Origin of the sequence: Paenibacillus koleovorans NBRC 103111, assembly GCF_004000845.1 — a bacterium.
In the GTDB taxonomy this organism is placed as follows: Bacteria; Bacillota; Bacilli; order Paenibacillales; family NBRC-103111; genus Paenibacillus_AA; species Paenibacillus_AA koleovorans.
Genome location: NZ_BIMA01000083.1, coordinates 16980 through 32228, shown reverse-complemented (window position 1 = coordinate 32228; position 15249 = coordinate 16980). Strand labels below are relative to the sequence as shown.

Here is a 15249-nt window from a genome sequence, read left to right as displayed (position 1 = left end):
CTTAAACTTTCTTATCTGTGTTTTAAAAAAGCCGCCGGATCGCTCCGACAGCCTGCTTCTATTAGTCCACTAGCTCATGCAAAAATTGCTCCAGTACCTTCACATCGGTAATGTTCTTGTTGCAGACATCGCCATGCAGGCACATGTAGTTGCCGATCGCCTTGTAATAGTCGGGAGAGGCGCCCGCCGGCCTTGATTTCGTGATGGCGGTAAACAAACCTACTTCGCCGCCCTTGTTGCACAAGAAGCAGACTCCTTGTCTGCCGACCGGCGTACATCGCCCTTCGATTCCCACCCATTGGCCGTCCAGTGGATAAACGAGGAACATTTTACCCGAAGCGATGTCCGTCCAGCTCAAGTAGGTCACTCGATGCGGGTCGACGGCCTCCAAATCCGGTACCTTTAACTTTTTCACTTTAGGAAACAGCTTCTTCAGCTGAGCCTCGGTCACCGATGGGAACGGTCGCCTCCAGCTCTCGATCGTGCGCAGGAATTCCTCGAACTCTTCTGCCGTACGAAGACCCGCCACCCGCTCCAAATGCGCCTTCTGAACATCGGCTGCACCCGGTAATACTTCAGCGAGCTGGGCTTGAGCATGATCGCGCACGGACGCCAACACTCTCGGATCGGATACCGACTGGGTAGCCAGCTGCAATTGCTGGGTTATTTTTCGCATAGCGTTGAATTGATGGTTTCTAATGAACGGGTGATTCATTTCACTCAGCTCCTTATGGATGGTGTGAATTCCACATAGGGGCAGAGCCCGTCGTTAGAACACGATTGCTGCTCGCTCGGGCGATCGGAAATCCGCTTCAGCCCATGCAAAGGATCGCCCTAAAGATAGGCTCTGCATGAGTGGCTCCGTCTTCCGGCAACTTGATTTGCCATTCCTACCACCTCCCGTTCGCCCCATTATAGGTTACCTCCGCCTATACTCGCAACCCATGGTAAGCGCACAGCATATACCTTACGAGGACGCGATGTTTGACACCATCTTCTGCATCTCGGTGCTCGAGCATTTGTCGCCGGCCGATCAGCTCGCCTCGCTCCGCGAATTTCACCGGACGCTGAAGCCGGACGGACTGCTCGTGCTCACCTTCGATTATCCGACCGTCGATCTCGCTCGTTTCGAAGCCGACGCTGAAGAAGCCGGTTACCGCTTCCCGGGGTCCACGGATTGGACTCGGCCGGAAGATGCGATTACCAGCGAATTGTGGGGACGCCTGTATCGCTTCCGAGCCGTGCTGCAGAAGCTACAAAGCGACAGTTAGCTCTTGTACCAGTTTCTCAAGGTAAAGCTGGTCCACATCATCGAAGCGGCTCAAGATTGGACTGTCGATATCGAGTACACCAAGGAGCTCGCCTTCTTTTAAGAGAGGGATTACGATCTCGGATTGCGAGGCGGCATCGCAGGCGATATGGCCCGGGAACGCATGCACATCGTCCACCCGGACCGTCGCCCGTTCTCGCGCTGCTTTGCCGCATACTCCACGGTTCAGCGGGATTCGAACACAAGCCGGCAGCCCCTGGAATGGCCCAAGTACAAGCTCTCCCTCTTTGAACAAATAAAACCCTACCCAGTTGATCTGCTCCAAAAATTGATTCAACAGCGCCGATATATTGGACAAATTCGCAATTCGATCCGACTCGCCTTCCAGCAGCGATTTCATCTGCCCAATCACGCTCTCGTAGTTTTGCTCCCTTGAACCGGAATAGCTTTCTTTATGAAACAGGGTCATGCTCCAAATTCACCGTCCCATGCCGGGTTCCAAACGACTTCCCACAGATGGCCGTCCGGATCCTGGAAATAGGCACCGTAGCCGCCCCAGAACGTTTCGTGGGGAGGCACCGTTATGACGGCACCGGCCAGCTCCGCCTGCTTGGTCACCTCGTCCACCTCCGCCTTGCTGCCGACATTGTGCCCGATCGTCATCTCGGTAGCACTCGGCGGCGTCACGTCCAATCCAGTATCATGCGCGATATTGCGCCGTTCCCAGATGGCGAACCGCAGTCCGGCCTGCAAATCGAAAAAGGCAACAGCCCCATGCTCGAACTCCTGCCCGATTATGCCTTCAGTCGGCAATCCAAGACCGTCCTTATAAAAGGCGAGCGATCGTTCCAAATTGTCCACGCCTAAAGTGATTACCGTAATTCTTGGTTTCATAATCATTAGCTCATCTCCTTTCTGAATCGAGGAACCAATCGTTCCCCTACACTATAGCGAGAAAAAGCTTACTCCTCAAACAGCTCAGCCAACACCGACTCGCGGCGCTCCAGAAATCGCCGGGTCAAAATGTAGTGCATCGTCTCTTCATAACGGATCTTGGCGATCGGCTGGACGTCGAAATTGAGAATATCGGCGTCCGGGTAACCGAGCAAAATCGGGGAATGGGTGGCGATCAGAAACTGGGCCACGCCTTCCAGATCCTTGATCACTCGCAGCAGAGCTAGCTGCCGAGCTGGAGACAATGCGGCCTCCGGCTCGTCAAGTAAATAAATCGCTTTGCGGTTGCCGAACCGGTGCTGGAATAGCGACAAAAAGGCTTCGCCGTGCGATTGCGCGTGTAGCGAGCGGCCTCCGTACGCGAGTAACCCATCCGGCATCGTATCCAGATGCGAGGCGAAGTGGTAGAACGTCTCGGCTCGCAGGAAGAAACCGTTCGTCACCTTGGGCATCCAGGATAGCCTCAGCGACGCGCCTAGCGCGGAATCCGCCGCATCGGTCTCGTACGCATTGTTCCGCCCGCCGCCGGCTGTGTTGAAGCCGCATTGGTAAGCGATCGCTTCGAGGAGCGTAGACTTGCCGGAGCCGTTCTCGCCTACGAAGAATGTGACGTTCGAGCGAAACGCCAGCTTCTCCAGCGTCCGGATCGCCGGAATCGTAAACGGGTACGCCTTGGTATCGGTCTCGTCCGTTCGCATGATCTCCAGGCCGCGCAAGTACATCGGGTCAGCTCCTTTTCGGTCCAAGTTAGCTCTTAAAGCTCAACCCCTGCTCCTGCAGGGCAGCCCGCAGCTTGGGCATCGATCCCGGTCCCATACCGTGAATGCTCAAAATTTCGTTCTCGCTATACTGGGACAGCAACTGCAGCGTGTCGATGCCTTGGTGCTGGAGCGCACGCCTGGCCGGGGCTCCCAGTTGGGCGAGAAAGCCGCTTTCGGGCTTTCGTCCTTGCTCACAGGTGGGGCAGGTGGGGCAATCGGAGCTCTTATAGAACGTGTGTCCGTACTCGCAGGTTGTCGGCTTCTTGGGGGATGGCGTCATGGGTCCAACTTCCTCTCTGAAAAAATAAAGGACCAAGTGCGGAAGACTCGGTCCCGACTCTATCTATAGTTTACCTGTTCTCAGCCACACGCACAAGCGTTCCCATGCTTCCTCCTCATTAACTCCGCTTCAAGCTCTCCCGCAATTCGGCGTAGTTGCGCTCCACTTCCGCCCAAGGCGTCTTATTAGCGCCGCTGGCGGTGAAGGTCAAGAAACCGAGCCCGCGCAGCTTGTCGAGGAAAAACCGGTAGCCCTCCTGCTCCGTTTCCGGCATATCCTTCCGCGGCGCGGCACTGTAGCGCAGATCGACCGACCAGCGGGCGCCGTCGCTCGGATTAGGCAAGCTCTGGTGGTAGGTCAAGTTGTGGAACAACATCAGATCGCCCGCCTGCATCGGCTCAACCACTTGCCGCCCGCGCGTCTCGGGGTCGACGGCCGGCCGCATCTCGCGCTTCTCATCCCGAGCGCTCTCCATCAGCCCCCACCTGTGGCTGCCCGGCAGCATCGACAAACAACCGTTGCGCTCATGCACGTTCACGAAGGGCACCCAGACGGTGATGATGTGCATCGTTTCCGTCGGTTGGCCGTAATATTGGCTGTCTTGGTGCCAAGGAAAGTAGCTGCTGCCGGGGAGCTTCGGCCGGATGTGGAAATCGCCGTTGAAAATAATGTCTTCCCCCAGCAAAGGCTTGATTGCTTCCAGTATCGCAGGATGGGTCGCCAGCTCATACAGCTCGCGCGTGAACACATCATGCTCCCAATGGATGCCGGACTTCCCGTCGCAAGCATCGGATACAAGAGGGAACCGCTGCTCGAACGCAACCTCTTCATACGTAGAAGAAATATCACCGGCCGCATGCAGCCGTTCCGCCGCGTCGTCCACAACCCGCTGGAGTACGCCTCGCATCGGGGCGAGATCGGTTAAGCTAAGTCCCCCGGGAATAATCGCATACCCATTCGATTCGTACAATTGTCTTGCTTCTACCGTCAATATTGTCATCGTCCTTGCCTCCCATTTTCGATTGTTTTGTTGCTTCCACACCTATATACTAAGGGAAAGCAAGGAGATTAGCTTTATCCAGATCCCTTCACTTGTTGTCAAATCGTCCTGTGCACTCACCATGCAATCATTAACAAGGGAGCTGACCGCCACCCCATGACCCAAACCGTCGATTGGTTGAACCGCTACCCGCTATGTCCCTACATCCGCCGAGCCGATTACGGCATCCGCAGCCGCACAACGCTGCCGCTTGACCGCAGGCTGCTGGACTATCAGCTGATCTACGTCGAGAAAGGCGAGTTCATCATTCGCACCGAGCACGCAGAAATGATCTTCGGCCCAGGCTCCTTCTGCCTGCTGCAGCCGAACGTCAAGCACAGTCACCACATCGCGAAACCGGGCATCATCATGCCCTTTATCCACTTCGACCTCATCTACAACACCGGTCGAGAGCGCAGCTTTCCCGTCCCGCCCGGCATTGAAGACATCTCGCCACATCTCGAGCTGCTCCAGCCGAACCTGAACACCATCGCCGGCCTCGACATCCCGATCGAGCTTCGCCCGTCGCAGCCCGCATACTTCCGCGACTCGCTGCTCAAGGCCATCGGCCTATGGACGACCTACGAGCCGCTGTCCCAGGCGCGGGCAAACCATCTGCTGACCGAGCTCATCCTGCAGCTGATCGAGCAGTTCTCTCCCGACCGCCAAGAGGAGCACGCGCAAGGTCCGCAATCGCTGAGCTGGATTACCCCCTACTTGACCTTGCATCTGAACGAGCCGATTACGGTCGAAGACATGGCGAAGCGGGCGCATTTGTCACGCTCCCGCTTCTCGGCGCTATTCAAGGAAAAGTTCGGCTATGGCCCGTACGACTATTTGCTCAAGCTGCGCATCCAGAACGCCCAGCAGCTGCTGCGGGAGACGAAGCTGACGATGGCCGACATCGCCGAGGCTTGCGGCTTTGCCGGCCTCCATCATTTTTCTAAAACATTCAAGAAACACACCGGGCTGCCGCCAAGCGTCTATAGAGACACCCAGCCTTGACCGCCCCCAGCCCGGCTGCCTACCACAGAATCGGCGACATATAATCGTACTTGCTGACGTCCGGACTGTGGCTAAGCGGCGTAGTTGCGGTCGTGAACACCTCGCGCACGTAGTTCAAGTAATCGTAGCCGAACCGGTTCTGCGGCCGCATTCCGTGCCCTTCATGAACCTCACCCCAGTTTTCCAGCATAACGAACGACTGTCCCAAGGAGCCGCTTTTCGTGTTCGAAGGATTGAACGTATCGCGCGACCACTTCAACAAGTTCCGGTATTCCCCGGGCGTAACGAAGCCTAGATCGTCATACGCGGTTGTCGGACCGCCGAAATATCGTTCGAAATCCCGCGTCTCTTCCATATGGCTCGGCATGATCGTGGTCAAATAATCGGCACCGGCGCTTTGAGCGGCTGCCCGTTTGTTCTGGATCTGCGTTTTCTGATCGAACTCGCTTGTGTAGATGCCGTGCCAATAGTCGTAAAAATAATCAATGCCTCTGGAAGCCATGGTCCCGTAATTGCCGGAATGCCCTTCATAGTCCATGAAAATGGCGCCTGCAAAACCTTCGTTCACCAGCTTCGTCTCGATCGTGTTCAGCAAACTGATAAATTCCGAGCTTCCGAGCGCGTTGTACACTTCAAGCCCGTTGAACAGCATCATCACCGGCTTATTATCCACGACCCAGTAATTCGGATGTTTCACGAACGTTTCAATCAAATAATCGTATTGCTCCAGCAAATGCGCTTTATTCTGAATCCGGGAACCGACAAAATACGTTTGAACCGCAAACCGGAAATCCGGATGCTGAGCGAAGCTCGAGTGCAAGAACCCTTTCGTCAGCGCCTCGTCGAAAATCCGATCCCCTTTTGCAATCGAATACAGCCCGTCGTAGAGCTTAGCCCCCATGCTGTAGTAAGGGAAAGCCACATCGATGCCGTGCTCGAGCATATCCTTGATATGCCAGTCGATTACTTCCGGGTCGCCATCGTTCCAATAGCGCCACATTGGTGAGCGGTCCTCGAACGTAGCGTTCGGCTTCCATCCGTACTGGCTGCCCTCCACCCACTGGCTGAACATCTGCATGCCCACCGTCGTAGAGTCATAATCGGACGGCACGACCGGCGACGGCACTGAGCTCACATCGAACCCCGCATACACTTCCAAGTCGTCGAAATAAATCGCTCCGGTTCCCGTTGCGGGTGTGGACGCTTTGATTTTGTTCAAGCTGGTTACCGTGTTGTTGCGGAAAGCGACGAAGCCTCCCGATTTGTCCACCCCGTTGATAAGAATTTTCGCTTGTTTGGTCGAGAAATTCGCTTCTATGCGAACGTCGTACCACACTTTAGCCTTGTAATTGGAAATGAGCAACGTTTTCGTGCCGCCGGAGTTTTCAAACTTCAAATCGCCCCCGTCGGTAACCAGCTTCACAGCCGTCGTCGTGCCGCCGAGCAGTTCCATCGTCATCCCGTCTACCTTGGTTGGCATGTAGAACTTGTAGTTGAACGTGACGTTGCCGGTTTGACTCGCGAACGATTTCTCCGCCGTGACGGCCGAGGTGTTGACATCGTCCAGCTTGAGCGACTTCGTATCCTGCGGATTGGCGCCATATAGCAGAGCAGCCGTAGCCGTCCCTCCCGCCGTGCCAAGAGTCCAGTCCGAGACAGCCGTAACCGAATTCCCATAAGGGAAAAAGGTTTCATTCAGCAAATAACCGACGGACACTCGAACGCCATGCTGGTACATGATGCCGGTTCCGGTTGTTCCCGTGGTCAGCTTGATCTGATTCATCTTGGTCGCGCCTGCATCCAGGAAACCGACACCTGAGGCAATCAGTGCGCCATTCACGTAAAAATCGGAGGTTTTCGCCGTGACGTCGGACACTACCTTCAAGCCAATGTTCGCTGTCGTTGAGACGCCGGTGAGCAAAGTTGTCGTGGAGCCACCGGACAAATCGGCCACGAGATTGCCGGAGCTCAGCTTCACCCGATGCAGCACGGTAGAGTCGTTCAGCAGCTCGAACCCGGCTCCCGCCATGGAAGTGGAGTCGAAACGCAGCTTGGCCTCAATCGTTACTTTGCCGGAGGTCACATCCAGAAACCGTCGCGTTGCGGAGACGCCGGTTGAGTTGCTCGTATCGGTCAGCACCATGGAGGGCTCGAAGTAAGCGGAACCAGGGTCACCGGACGCCAAACCATCGATCGTCCCGCCGGTTTGATCCAATGTCCACAGCTGTTGCGGCCAATTGGCGTTGTTCGCATCCTTCACCAGGTACCCGTGATCAAGCGATCTGGCATTGTTCGGAAAATACAGCTCGAAGGCGTCCACGATGCCAAGCTCGCCTCCGTTGTAATTGCCCTCGATGACAAACGTGTCGCCGTTCGCAATATACCACCGATCCTTGTTCAGACGGCGATGATAGTCGTTGTCGTTGTACGATTGGATCCACCGGTCGATCTCCGTGCCGTTCTGCTTCAATTTGATCGTCCCGTAATTATTCAGGCCGTTATTCTGATCGTAGTACCGCGTGTTGATTTTGTAGTAACCGCTTGCGCCGGTAAACGTAAAGGTCGCGGTCGCCGGATTGGCGGTATTGTTGATTTTCACCCGCTTCCCGCCGCTTGCTCGAGCTTCCGACTCCACGGTGTAATTGCTAAGCGTGACGTGGGTCGTGTTCTCGAGCTCCGTTTTCCATAACGGAAACTCCGGATCCGCCACGCCTGGCGTATCCTTGATGCGAATGTATTCGATGCTGAAGGATCCGCTTGTCACCGACAACGCCGGGTCAAGCCGCAGCTGCTTGAGCGTCCCCCGCCATTGTCCCGTATTCGCCATATTCAGAGTGTACACGGTGTAACCGGTATCGTTCGCGACGAGCGGGAGATCGATATGTTTGCCCCCGGTGAATACCGTATCGCTAAGCGTTGTGAAGAAGAGACGTCCGATCGTGGACGAGGTGCTGTTTTTGAGGGAAATTTCAATCGTCTGGAAAGAGGAAATGTCATAGTTCAGATTATCGGGCGAGTACAGGGAAGCTGCACCTGTAATCGTGCCGTTCAGGCGGCCCCCGGATTGCGCCAAACCGCTGACCGCACCGTTAGCCGTCCAGCCTTCGGTCGAGCTCGTATAGTTCCATTCGTAGGAGGCGATGCTCGTGTCGAACACTTGCAGCTCGATCAGCCGCGCGATATTATCGCCTGAATGGGCCGCACCCGTGATGTTCATGCGAAGCTTGGTAGTGGTAACCGGGCTGAACGTCAATTCGTTGAACTGGCCGAGCGAGCCGTCCTGCGTATTGTTCGTGACCGATGCGCCGGTGGATACCCAAGTGGATGTGGTCGAGTTCCAATATTGAATCGTGTAGGCGTCAATCTGGAAGCCGGGTGCGTTCCCATATGTCGTGCCGCTCCATACCTTTACGCGATTGATCGTGCGTGGGCTCGACCAGGTCAAGTCATATGTATGGACACCCGCGACGTTGGCCGACAGCCACCGGCTGTTCACATCTCCGATATTGCCGTCAACCGCTTTTTCCTTCGTATAGCTCAAATGAACGGAATCCACATCGATTTGGCTCGCTTGCGGAGCAATATTCGTACCCGCCGCCTCCGCCCGGTTCAGCGGAACGATCCCATTCAAGCCGGCCAACAAAGCGAACAAGCTGACCCAACTTACCCATTTTTTCAACTGCATCCCCATCATGTCCTCCTATCGATAGTTAGCTTCGAAACCTAGACATCTGACCTCCTCGCGCAGGTGATGATGTAAGCGCTTACTGTATCTATTTTAAGTCTTCTTCCACTCCGCCATGTGGCGTTTCTTATGAAATATTGTGCAGTTTGTTAATCAAAAAATATCAAGGAATTCACCAATTCGACCTCTAGCTCTATAGGCTCCTATGCAACAAAAAAGCTCGACCGCCACGACCCTCAACAGGTCAAAGCAACCGAGCTGTACAAACCGTGCAGCTTAAAGCCACTTCTTCACAATACCGCTAAACCTCTCCGCCATCAAACGATACCCTTCCGCATTCGGGTGCAGCTCATCGGGCATCAGCGCCGCAGCGTCCGCCCCAAGCAGCTCCAGCCCAGGTACATAATGCAACCGTTCGTCGCCGTGTTTGCGAAGCAGCTCTACGACTTCCGACAAGACGGACCGCATCGACTGGAGACTAAGTCCAACACCGTTCGGCGTCTCCTCCCGGCTTGCACAATAAATCGGCGAAATCACGACAATCGGAATCGACCGATGCCGCTCGCGCAGCAGTTGGATGAACCCGATCGCACTCGTGCGGAAGGTATGGCCGTTCAACGTTTGACCGCCATAGATGTTGATTCCGAGGCAGAGGCTGATCAGATCGGCCGGTTCGTCGCGCATCATTCGCGCCACCATCGGCTCCATATGACAGCTGCCGCCGAACCCCAAGTTCGTCAGCCTGTAATCGAGCAATCCGGCAGCGACGACAGGCCATGTTTCCAGCGGGCCCGGCGTTACCTTCGACGAGCAGCCTTGCGTAATCGAGCTGCCGTAAGCCAGCCAACGAGGGCGTTTGTCCTCGTAGGGCTCCGCCTCCGCGCCTTCCTCCAGCTCCAACGCCGTCCACACAAACGCACGGTTGTGCGGGACATACACTTCGACCAGCTTTCGCCCGGTGGGCAAACGGTCGAATAGCGCCTCCGTCTCACCTTCCTCCAGTGACAGGGTAACGGAGTACCCGGTGTTTCGGCATACACAGCTGATTGGCCCTGGACCTTCCAAAGGCACAAATCGTACGCGCACCATCGTCGAATCCGACACGAATGCAATTCTCACGCCCGATGCCTCGCGAGCCCGACCGCCAATCCCGTTCGAGGGGAATAGCTCGATCTGCTCATAAGGCGCTCTATAAGGCTGGAGGCCCTCTTCCGTCCGACGGACGGAGATGGCCCCTTGAATATACGATTCCTGCAAAGGGATCGATTTCATCATCCTTATCGCTCCCTAAATAAATTTAGTTGGCCGCTACCGGCTGGGGCTCCCAATCTACCTTGGCGCCGAGTCTGCGCAGCTCCGCTCGCAATTCATCCGTGTCGACGGTTTGGAACGCGCCGTTGTCGCGGATGACCATGCTGGCAGCAACACCTGCAGCTTGGCCCATCGCATAACACGGTCCTTGCTCCCGCAGCGGCCCGAGCACATGCCGCTCGACGCTGATCGCGCGGCCGGGACAGATGACGTTGCGGATCGGATTCGGCACGAGCACCCGATACGGAATCGGAGTGTATAGCTTGCGCTCCGTCTTCTGATCCTCGTACATCGGCTGATAGCTCGGGCGTTTCGGATCCGGCAAGTCCCAGCCGTAGCCGCTGAACCCGATCGTATCCGGGAACTGATTGCCCGTCGCCACATCCGCCACGGTCATGACATAGTCGCCTACAATTCTTCGCGTCTCGCGGATGCCGAGGACAGGTGCGACCGAACGAATTTTACAGTTTTCGAAGCCAGGGAAATATGTCCGCAGCAAATTGAACAGATGGTTCACCTCGCGGCGACCTTGCATCATGCCCTTGCTGATCGAGCGGCCGTCCGTCCCGTCCACATCGCAGATCCGCGTCGTATTGATCATCATCGTACCCACTTCATGCAGCTGGACGCTGATCATGATTTCGTAAGGGAACGTCCACTCGCCTTTTTCCCGCAGCTCGAGAATGATTTCCCTGAAACGGTTGGATTCATGCTTCTCGATGTATTCCCGGGTAGCGTCTTGATCCACGTTCTCCACATGGAAGATCAAGCTTGCGGGCGTCATCAGACCGTCTTCCTCCCGGCCCTTGACCATCGTACAGCCGCTGCGCGCCGCTACATCGCCGTCGCCGGTCGCATCAATGACGGCTTTTACAGGCACCGAGAATAAACCGCTTTTATTAAATGCGACCACATGGGTGATCCGCTCATCCTTCACAACTACGTCCACGAACTGGGTGAAATACAGAATGTCGACTCCGGCATCCAGCATCTTCTCGTCGAGCAGCAAGGTCATCTGCACCGGATCGAACGGAACTCCTTCCGCCAATCCGGCCGACCAGCCGTGAGGCGAATATTTCTCATGTTTGATCGAGAGCGGATGGATGGCGCCGCCGCGTCTAGCAAGCTCTTCCGTAATCTCGGTGAAAATGCCGGCTACGCACACTTGACGGGATTGGTCTTGCGTTCTCGCGCCTAGCAAGTGGCTAACGCCAGCCGATGTGCCCACGCCGCCCAGCTGCCCGGTCGCTTCTATCAACAGCACCCTGAGTCCCGCCCGAGCCGCCGCCAGAGCCGCCGGTATGCCGGAAGGACCTCCGCCGCATACAACAACATCGTACTCGTCCAACACTTTCAAATCTTTATTGAATTCCATTCCATAACCCTCCCATAGGACACATCTTGTGATCGAATGCTGGTCTACATTCCCTAGCATAGCGGATGGCCTCGAGAGAATCGTGGGATATTTTAACGGAAAAAGTGGTATAAAACGATGATTTTGCTACTCGGCCTTCGAGCTCTTCACGAACCAGACGGAAGCGAACTGCATGGCGGACACCAAGACGAGCACGAGCGGAAACAACCGAGCATGCATGTCTTCGGCAAAAACGAGCATCGCCCCAATGGCGACGATCCGTCCTAAATTTACCAATGGCTCCCGGGCTACGATCGCTTCGATACGCAGCTCCCCCCGGAGAGGCAAACCGTTGATTAGCTTGTAATAATGGGCATTCAGCGCACTGCCTTGAAGCGCGTTGCCAACCGTATAGCAGCATAAGAACACAAGCACGCTCCAGTTGGACAAACCGCCGAACAACAACGAAGCGCCCAGCAGGAAAATGAAGCTCCCAGCCAAAATATACGTCCGCATGGAGACCGAGTTGCCATATCGCGACATGGTTAGACTGCTCAGCACGCCTACAAGCGCGAAACCCATCGTGTAGTAACCGACCAAATCCTCTTGACCTAATACGGCATACAAGAGCAGCTGGGGCAGGAACATCATAATGCCTGCGAGCAGGCTGAAGATGAAGAACGACCATAGGCTTTTGGCAAAAGGACGGTTTTTGCGGATCACAGCTGCCATATGGCCTGCATAAAACGTTTTCCTCCGATTCGGACGAAGCTTGAACAAGAAGCTAAGACCCGCAGCGACGGTGAACAAAGCAAATCCTAACAGGAAGATCATCCGGTAGCCCTCCAGCCCGCCGATCTCCGTAATGATCCAACCTGCAGCCGCAGGTCCGACCAAATTCACTGACGTGATGGTCATATAATTCAACGAAAGGTATCGAACTCGATTCGAATCATCGGACACATCGAACATCAACGTCAAATAGCCGGTCAAATAGAACGATTGCGCCACCGCTTGAAACCATGCGAAACCGTACACATAGTCCAGCATGCGCTCTTGCGCAAGAATAACAGCCAGGAAAAAGAGCACGGTCCCGCCGATTCCCATCCGATAAACGCTAAGCACCCCGTACTTCTTGGCCAACATGCCCCCGAGGGCGAAGCCGAATGGAGCCATGGCGAAAAAGACAATTTGATACATGCAGCTGATCCGGAAGCTCTCAGTGAGCCGCCATAGATAGAGGCTTAGGAACACGCCGGATAACGAAGACCCTAACTGGAAAATCCCGTGCACGAGCAGCGACAGTTTGGCATTCTTGGCAAGTGCGGGAACGAACGGTTTATTTGCCGGCGAGAACATCGCGAATGGCTTCCAAGTATTTCATGCCGTTAATAATATCCGGTTCCAAATAGCTGCCTTCCGTCCATTCGTTCCAAGCGTTGATCGTAAAAATTTTAGGTGTCACCGGGCTGCGGTCGAGGAACGAAGTAATACCTTCCACCGCCAGCTTGAATTGCTCCGGCGTGTTGTTGCCCAGCGTAGCCATGTGGGGATAGCCCAGGTTCTCGTAGCCGTCCGATTGCACGGTTCGCGGACTCGCATCCCAGCCCATCGTTACATTGGGAAAATACGGAAGCTTGTACTCCGAAGTGAAAGTCTCGTAATCTTGCTCCGATCGGGCGCGCACGTCCGCATAGTCCGTTACCGGGAACTGATTCAGCAACTGATGATGCACCCATACATAAGACGTGATGCTGTCGGCCCCCAGCCGCTCGAGGAAATCATGGATATCGCCCGGCATTTGCTCCGTCGGCAGGATTTGGAGCGCCCACACGACGATATTCAGATGAAGCTCGCCTAGACCGGCCGCTCTCACCCGTTCGCGGAATTCATTCAGGATGCGCGCCGTCTCCTCTACCCCGCCGAACCCTTCCAGCAGCCCTTGCACTTGATAGAACGAAACGTACAACCCGCCGTTTACCCGCCAATAGGACGGATGGGAAAAATAATGCCGAATCATATGATCGGTTGCCTGGATAAAAGCCTGCTCGCTGAAGGTTCCTTTCGCTTGCACGTTGTAGGGGCGGCTGCGCGGGGCGGGATGAATGTCCACCCAATCGTGATTGGCCCACATGAGCGCGAACTTCAGCCGATCGTTATTCGGCGCATGCAGGAACCCTTCGTCAAGCGCGCGCTGCAAATAAGGACCGTCTTCGTACCAGTACCAATCGAAGATGAAGGACGTCAAGCCATGATCGGCGGCAGCATCGATCTTACGCGCCATAGCGGCGGGGTCGGCTTCATCCTCATAACCCCACAGCGGCACCTTTGGCTGCTGGTGGCCGGGGAACCGTGGCTCCGCGCGCTTCACGAGCTCCCATTCGGTCCAGCCTTTCCCATGCCATTGCTCGTTTCTGGCATCCACATGGTAGTTCGGAAAATAATAGGCGGCGGCTTCATATCGGGCCATCTCACAAAAACTCCTTCGGATGCGAAATAGGATCGTTTGCTTGCATCGCCCTTATTGTACAATGGGTAAAAACCGCCTCACTACTTGCACTTCCGACATCACCCCTGTCAAAACGGACATCGTCGCTACTGCCCGCCTCGGCATTCCCTCTCGACTGCTTCAAGCGGCTCCAGAGCGGCTGGCTGCTTTGCTTGCGATAGGCTCCCGGGGACAGCGAAAACCGGATGCGAAACAAAGCATGGAAGTGGCTCAAATTGTTGAAGCCGGCCTCCAGTGCGATCGTGCTGACCGAGTCGTCCCGGCTGCGAAGCAGGTTGGCGGCGTAGCTCAGCTTCAGCTCGTTGATCCATTCGGTAGGCGAGACGCCAAGCTGTCGACGCATAACGCGGCACAGATGCTCTTGCCCTACGGGGGCTCTAGCGTATAGCTCGTCCAAGCCTCCAAGGAATCGATGCTCGGACTTCATCTCCTCACACAGCCGGAAGAGCCAGTCCGGACTGCCTCCTCCTTCTTCGCGATTCGCCGCCCCGAAATAACGAATAAGCCATTCCGCCAATAACGAACGGTCGACACCCCTCCGTTCCTCCAGCGCATCCGGTTGAATCGTCATCACATGCTCATACTGCTTTTTCGTAGAAGCGGTTCGGCTAGCATCCAGCGAAGTGCACCAAGGAAGCTCATCAGCGAGAAGGCCGGCCGGGAAAGCGCCATGCCCTAAATAACCGAACAGCGCATCCACGATCGACACCCGATAGTTGATATTGAGCATTTCCACATCGAAGCCTTCAAGCTTCTCGAAGCTATGCACGTCACCGGGCCGCAAGAAGACCAGCGCACCGGCCGAGAGCAGCTGCTTCGTTCCATTCACCAGATGCAGCACCTGCCCTTCGGCAATGAGAAACAGCTCATAAAAGTCATGGGTATGCTCAATCGTCCAATATTTCAGCTTTTTGTGATAATGATAGTTCGCTTCCAATCGGGGATCGATCAGATCGTTCGCCTGAAGCCTCAGCATCCGCATGCCTCCTAATCAATCCAGCATATAAAGTGGTCAATACGCAATACGATTTGTTCCCTTCTATCTTCTACACTCAGTATAAGACATATTCACTTTGTATCA

The 15249-nt window shown here is 55.4% G+C and carries 14 protein-coding genes; 2 read left to right on the top strand and 12 right to left on the bottom strand.

What is annotated here, in order from left to right:
• Positions 1 to 61: 61 nt before the first annotated feature.
• The gene (locus PKO02S_RS22905) at positions 62 to 715 is read right to left on the bottom strand and encodes a FusB/FusC family EF-G-binding protein (RefSeq protein ID WP_127586547.1); all 654 of its coding nucleotides are present in this window, start codon (positions 713 to 715) and stop codon (positions 62 to 64) included.
• Positions 716 to 851: 136 nt separating this feature from the next.
• On the opposite strand from PKO02S_RS22905, the gene PKO02S_RS22900 reads away from it, so the two are divergent.
• Entirely contained in the window at positions 852 to 1271 is a 420-nt protein-coding gene (locus PKO02S_RS22900) for a class I SAM-dependent methyltransferase (RefSeq protein WP_127586545.1), read from the top strand.
• Here the strand turns inward: PKO02S_RS22900 and msrC are convergent.
• From msrC to PKO02S_RS22875, 5 genes are all read right to left on the bottom strand, one after another.
• Positions 1254 to 1733, bottom strand: coding sequence for a free L-methionine (R)-S-oxide reductase MsrC (gene msrC, locus PKO02S_RS22895; RefSeq protein WP_127586551.1), 480 nt, complete (start codon positions 1731 to 1733; stop codon positions 1254 to 1256). The genes PKO02S_RS22900 and msrC overlap by 18 nt on opposite strands.
• A gap of 2 nt (positions 1734 to 1735) precedes the next feature.
• Positions 1736 to 2164 carry a VOC family protein gene (locus tag PKO02S_RS22890; RefSeq protein ID WP_127586549.1) on the bottom strand — a complete coding sequence of 143 codons (429 nt, stop codon included), beginning with the start codon at positions 2162 to 2164 and terminating at the stop codon, positions 1736 to 1738.
• Positions 2165 to 2232: 68 nt separating this feature from the next.
• The gene (locus PKO02S_RS22885) at positions 2233 to 2946 is read right to left on the bottom strand and encodes an AAA family ATPase (RefSeq protein WP_127586543.1); all 714 of its coding nucleotides are present in this window, start codon (positions 2944 to 2946) and stop codon (positions 2233 to 2235) included.
• Between the two features lie 25 nt (positions 2947 to 2971).
• Positions 2972 to 3265: an RNA polymerase alpha subunit C-terminal domain-containing protein gene (locus PKO02S_RS22880; protein ID WP_127586541.1), complete on the bottom strand. Its 294-nt coding sequence runs from the start codon at positions 3263 to 3265 to the stop codon at positions 2972 to 2974.
• A 118-nt stretch (positions 3266 to 3383) separates the two neighbouring features.
• On the bottom strand, positions 3384 to 4265 hold the full coding sequence (locus PKO02S_RS22875) for a phytanoyl-CoA dioxygenase family protein (RefSeq protein WP_127586539.1): 882 nt from the start codon (positions 4263 to 4265) through the stop codon (positions 3384 to 3386).
• A gap of 156 nt (positions 4266 to 4421) precedes the next feature.
• On the opposite strand from PKO02S_RS22875, the gene PKO02S_RS22870 reads away from it, so the two are divergent.
• The gene (locus PKO02S_RS22870) at positions 4422 to 5309 is read left to right on the top strand and encodes an AraC family transcriptional regulator (RefSeq protein ID WP_127586537.1); all 888 of its coding nucleotides are present in this window, start codon (positions 4422 to 4424) and stop codon (positions 5307 to 5309) included.
• Positions 5310 to 5328: 19 nt separating this feature from the next.
• Here the strand turns inward: PKO02S_RS22870 and PKO02S_RS22865 are convergent, their stop codons facing one another.
• The 6 genes from PKO02S_RS22865 to PKO02S_RS22840 form a co-directional block, all read right to left on the bottom strand.
• Positions 5329 to 8994 carry a discoidin domain-containing protein gene (locus tag PKO02S_RS22865; RefSeq protein WP_164821617.1) on the bottom strand — a complete coding sequence of 1222 codons (3666 nt, stop codon included), beginning with the start codon at positions 8992 to 8994 and terminating at the stop codon, positions 5329 to 5331.
• Between the two features lie 276 nt (positions 8995 to 9270).
• Positions 9271 to 10269 carry an SGNH/GDSL hydrolase family protein gene (locus tag PKO02S_RS22860; RefSeq protein ID WP_127586533.1) on the bottom strand — a complete coding sequence of 333 codons (999 nt, stop codon included), beginning with the start codon at positions 10267 to 10269 and terminating at the stop codon, positions 9271 to 9273.
• A gap of 22 nt (positions 10270 to 10291) precedes the next feature.
• Entirely contained in the window at positions 10292 to 11680 is a 1389-nt protein-coding gene (locus PKO02S_RS22855) for an FAD-dependent oxidoreductase (protein ID WP_164821616.1), read from the bottom strand.
• 126 nt (positions 11681 to 11806) lie between these two features.
• Positions 11807 to 13018 (bottom strand): MFS transporter, encoded by a 1212-nt coding sequence (locus PKO02S_RS22850; RefSeq protein WP_127586529.1) that lies wholly within the window; start codon positions 13016 to 13018, stop codon positions 11807 to 11809.
• Positions 12999 to 14129, bottom strand: a complete 1131-nt coding sequence (locus PKO02S_RS22845; protein WP_127586527.1) for a glycosyltransferase WbsX family protein — start codon at positions 14127 to 14129, stop codon at positions 12999 to 13001. The genes PKO02S_RS22850 and PKO02S_RS22845 overlap by 20 nt, the downstream gene beginning before the upstream one ends.
• 1 nt (position 14130) lies before the next feature.
• Positions 14131 to 15144, bottom strand: coding sequence for a helix-turn-helix domain-containing protein (locus PKO02S_RS22840; protein WP_164821615.1), 1014 nt, complete (start codon positions 15142 to 15144; stop codon positions 14131 to 14133).
• Positions 15145 to 15249: the final 105 nt, after the last annotated feature.

Excerpts from the sequence above, each read along its gene's own strand:
- PKO02S_RS22905 (WP_127586547.1), bottom strand. The coding sequence starts at position 715 with ATGAATCACCCGTTCATTAGAAACCATCAATTCAACGCTATGCGAAAA.
- PKO02S_RS22900 (WP_127586545.1), top strand. The coding sequence starts at position 852 with ATGAGTGGCTCCGTCTTCCGGCAACTTGATTTGCCATTCCTACCACCT.
- PKO02S_RS22890 (WP_127586549.1), bottom strand. The coding sequence starts at position 2,164 with ATGAAACCAAGAATTACGGTAATCACTTTAGGCGTGGACAATTTGGAA.
- PKO02S_RS22885 (WP_127586543.1), bottom strand. The coding sequence starts at position 2,946 with ATGTACTTGCGCGGCCTGGAGATCATGCGAACGGACGAGACCGATACC.
- PKO02S_RS22880 (WP_127586541.1), bottom strand. The coding sequence starts at position 3,265 with ATGACGCCATCCCCCAAGAAGCCGACAACCTGCGAGTACGGACACACG.
- PKO02S_RS22875 (WP_127586539.1), bottom strand. The coding sequence starts at position 4,265 with ATGACAATATTGACGGTAGAAGCAAGACAATTGTACGAATCGAATGGG.
- PKO02S_RS22870 (WP_127586537.1), top strand. The coding sequence starts at position 4,422 with ATGACCCAAACCGTCGATTGGTTGAACCGCTACCCGCTATGTCCCTAC.
- PKO02S_RS22865 (WP_164821617.1), bottom strand. The coding sequence starts at position 8,994 with ATGCAGTTGAAAAAATGGGTAAGTTGGGTCAGCTTGTTCGCTTTGTTG.
- PKO02S_RS22860 (WP_127586533.1), bottom strand. The coding sequence starts at position 10,269 with ATGATGAAATCGATCCCTTTGCAGGAATCGTATATTCAAGGGGCCATC.
- PKO02S_RS22855 (WP_164821616.1), bottom strand. The coding sequence starts at position 11,680 with ATGGAATTCAATAAAGATTTGAAAGTGTTGGACGAGTACGATGTTGTT.
- PKO02S_RS22850 (WP_127586529.1), bottom strand. The coding sequence starts at position 13,018 with ATGTTCTCGCCGGCAAATAAACCGTTCGTTCCCGCACTTGCCAAGAAT.
- PKO02S_RS22845 (WP_127586527.1), bottom strand. The coding sequence starts at position 14,129 with ATGGCCCGATATGAAGCCGCCGCCTATTATTTTCCGAACTACCATGTG.
- PKO02S_RS22840 (WP_164821615.1), bottom strand. The coding sequence starts at position 15,144 with ATGCTGAGGCTTCAGGCGAACGATCTGATCGATCCCCGATTGGAAGCG.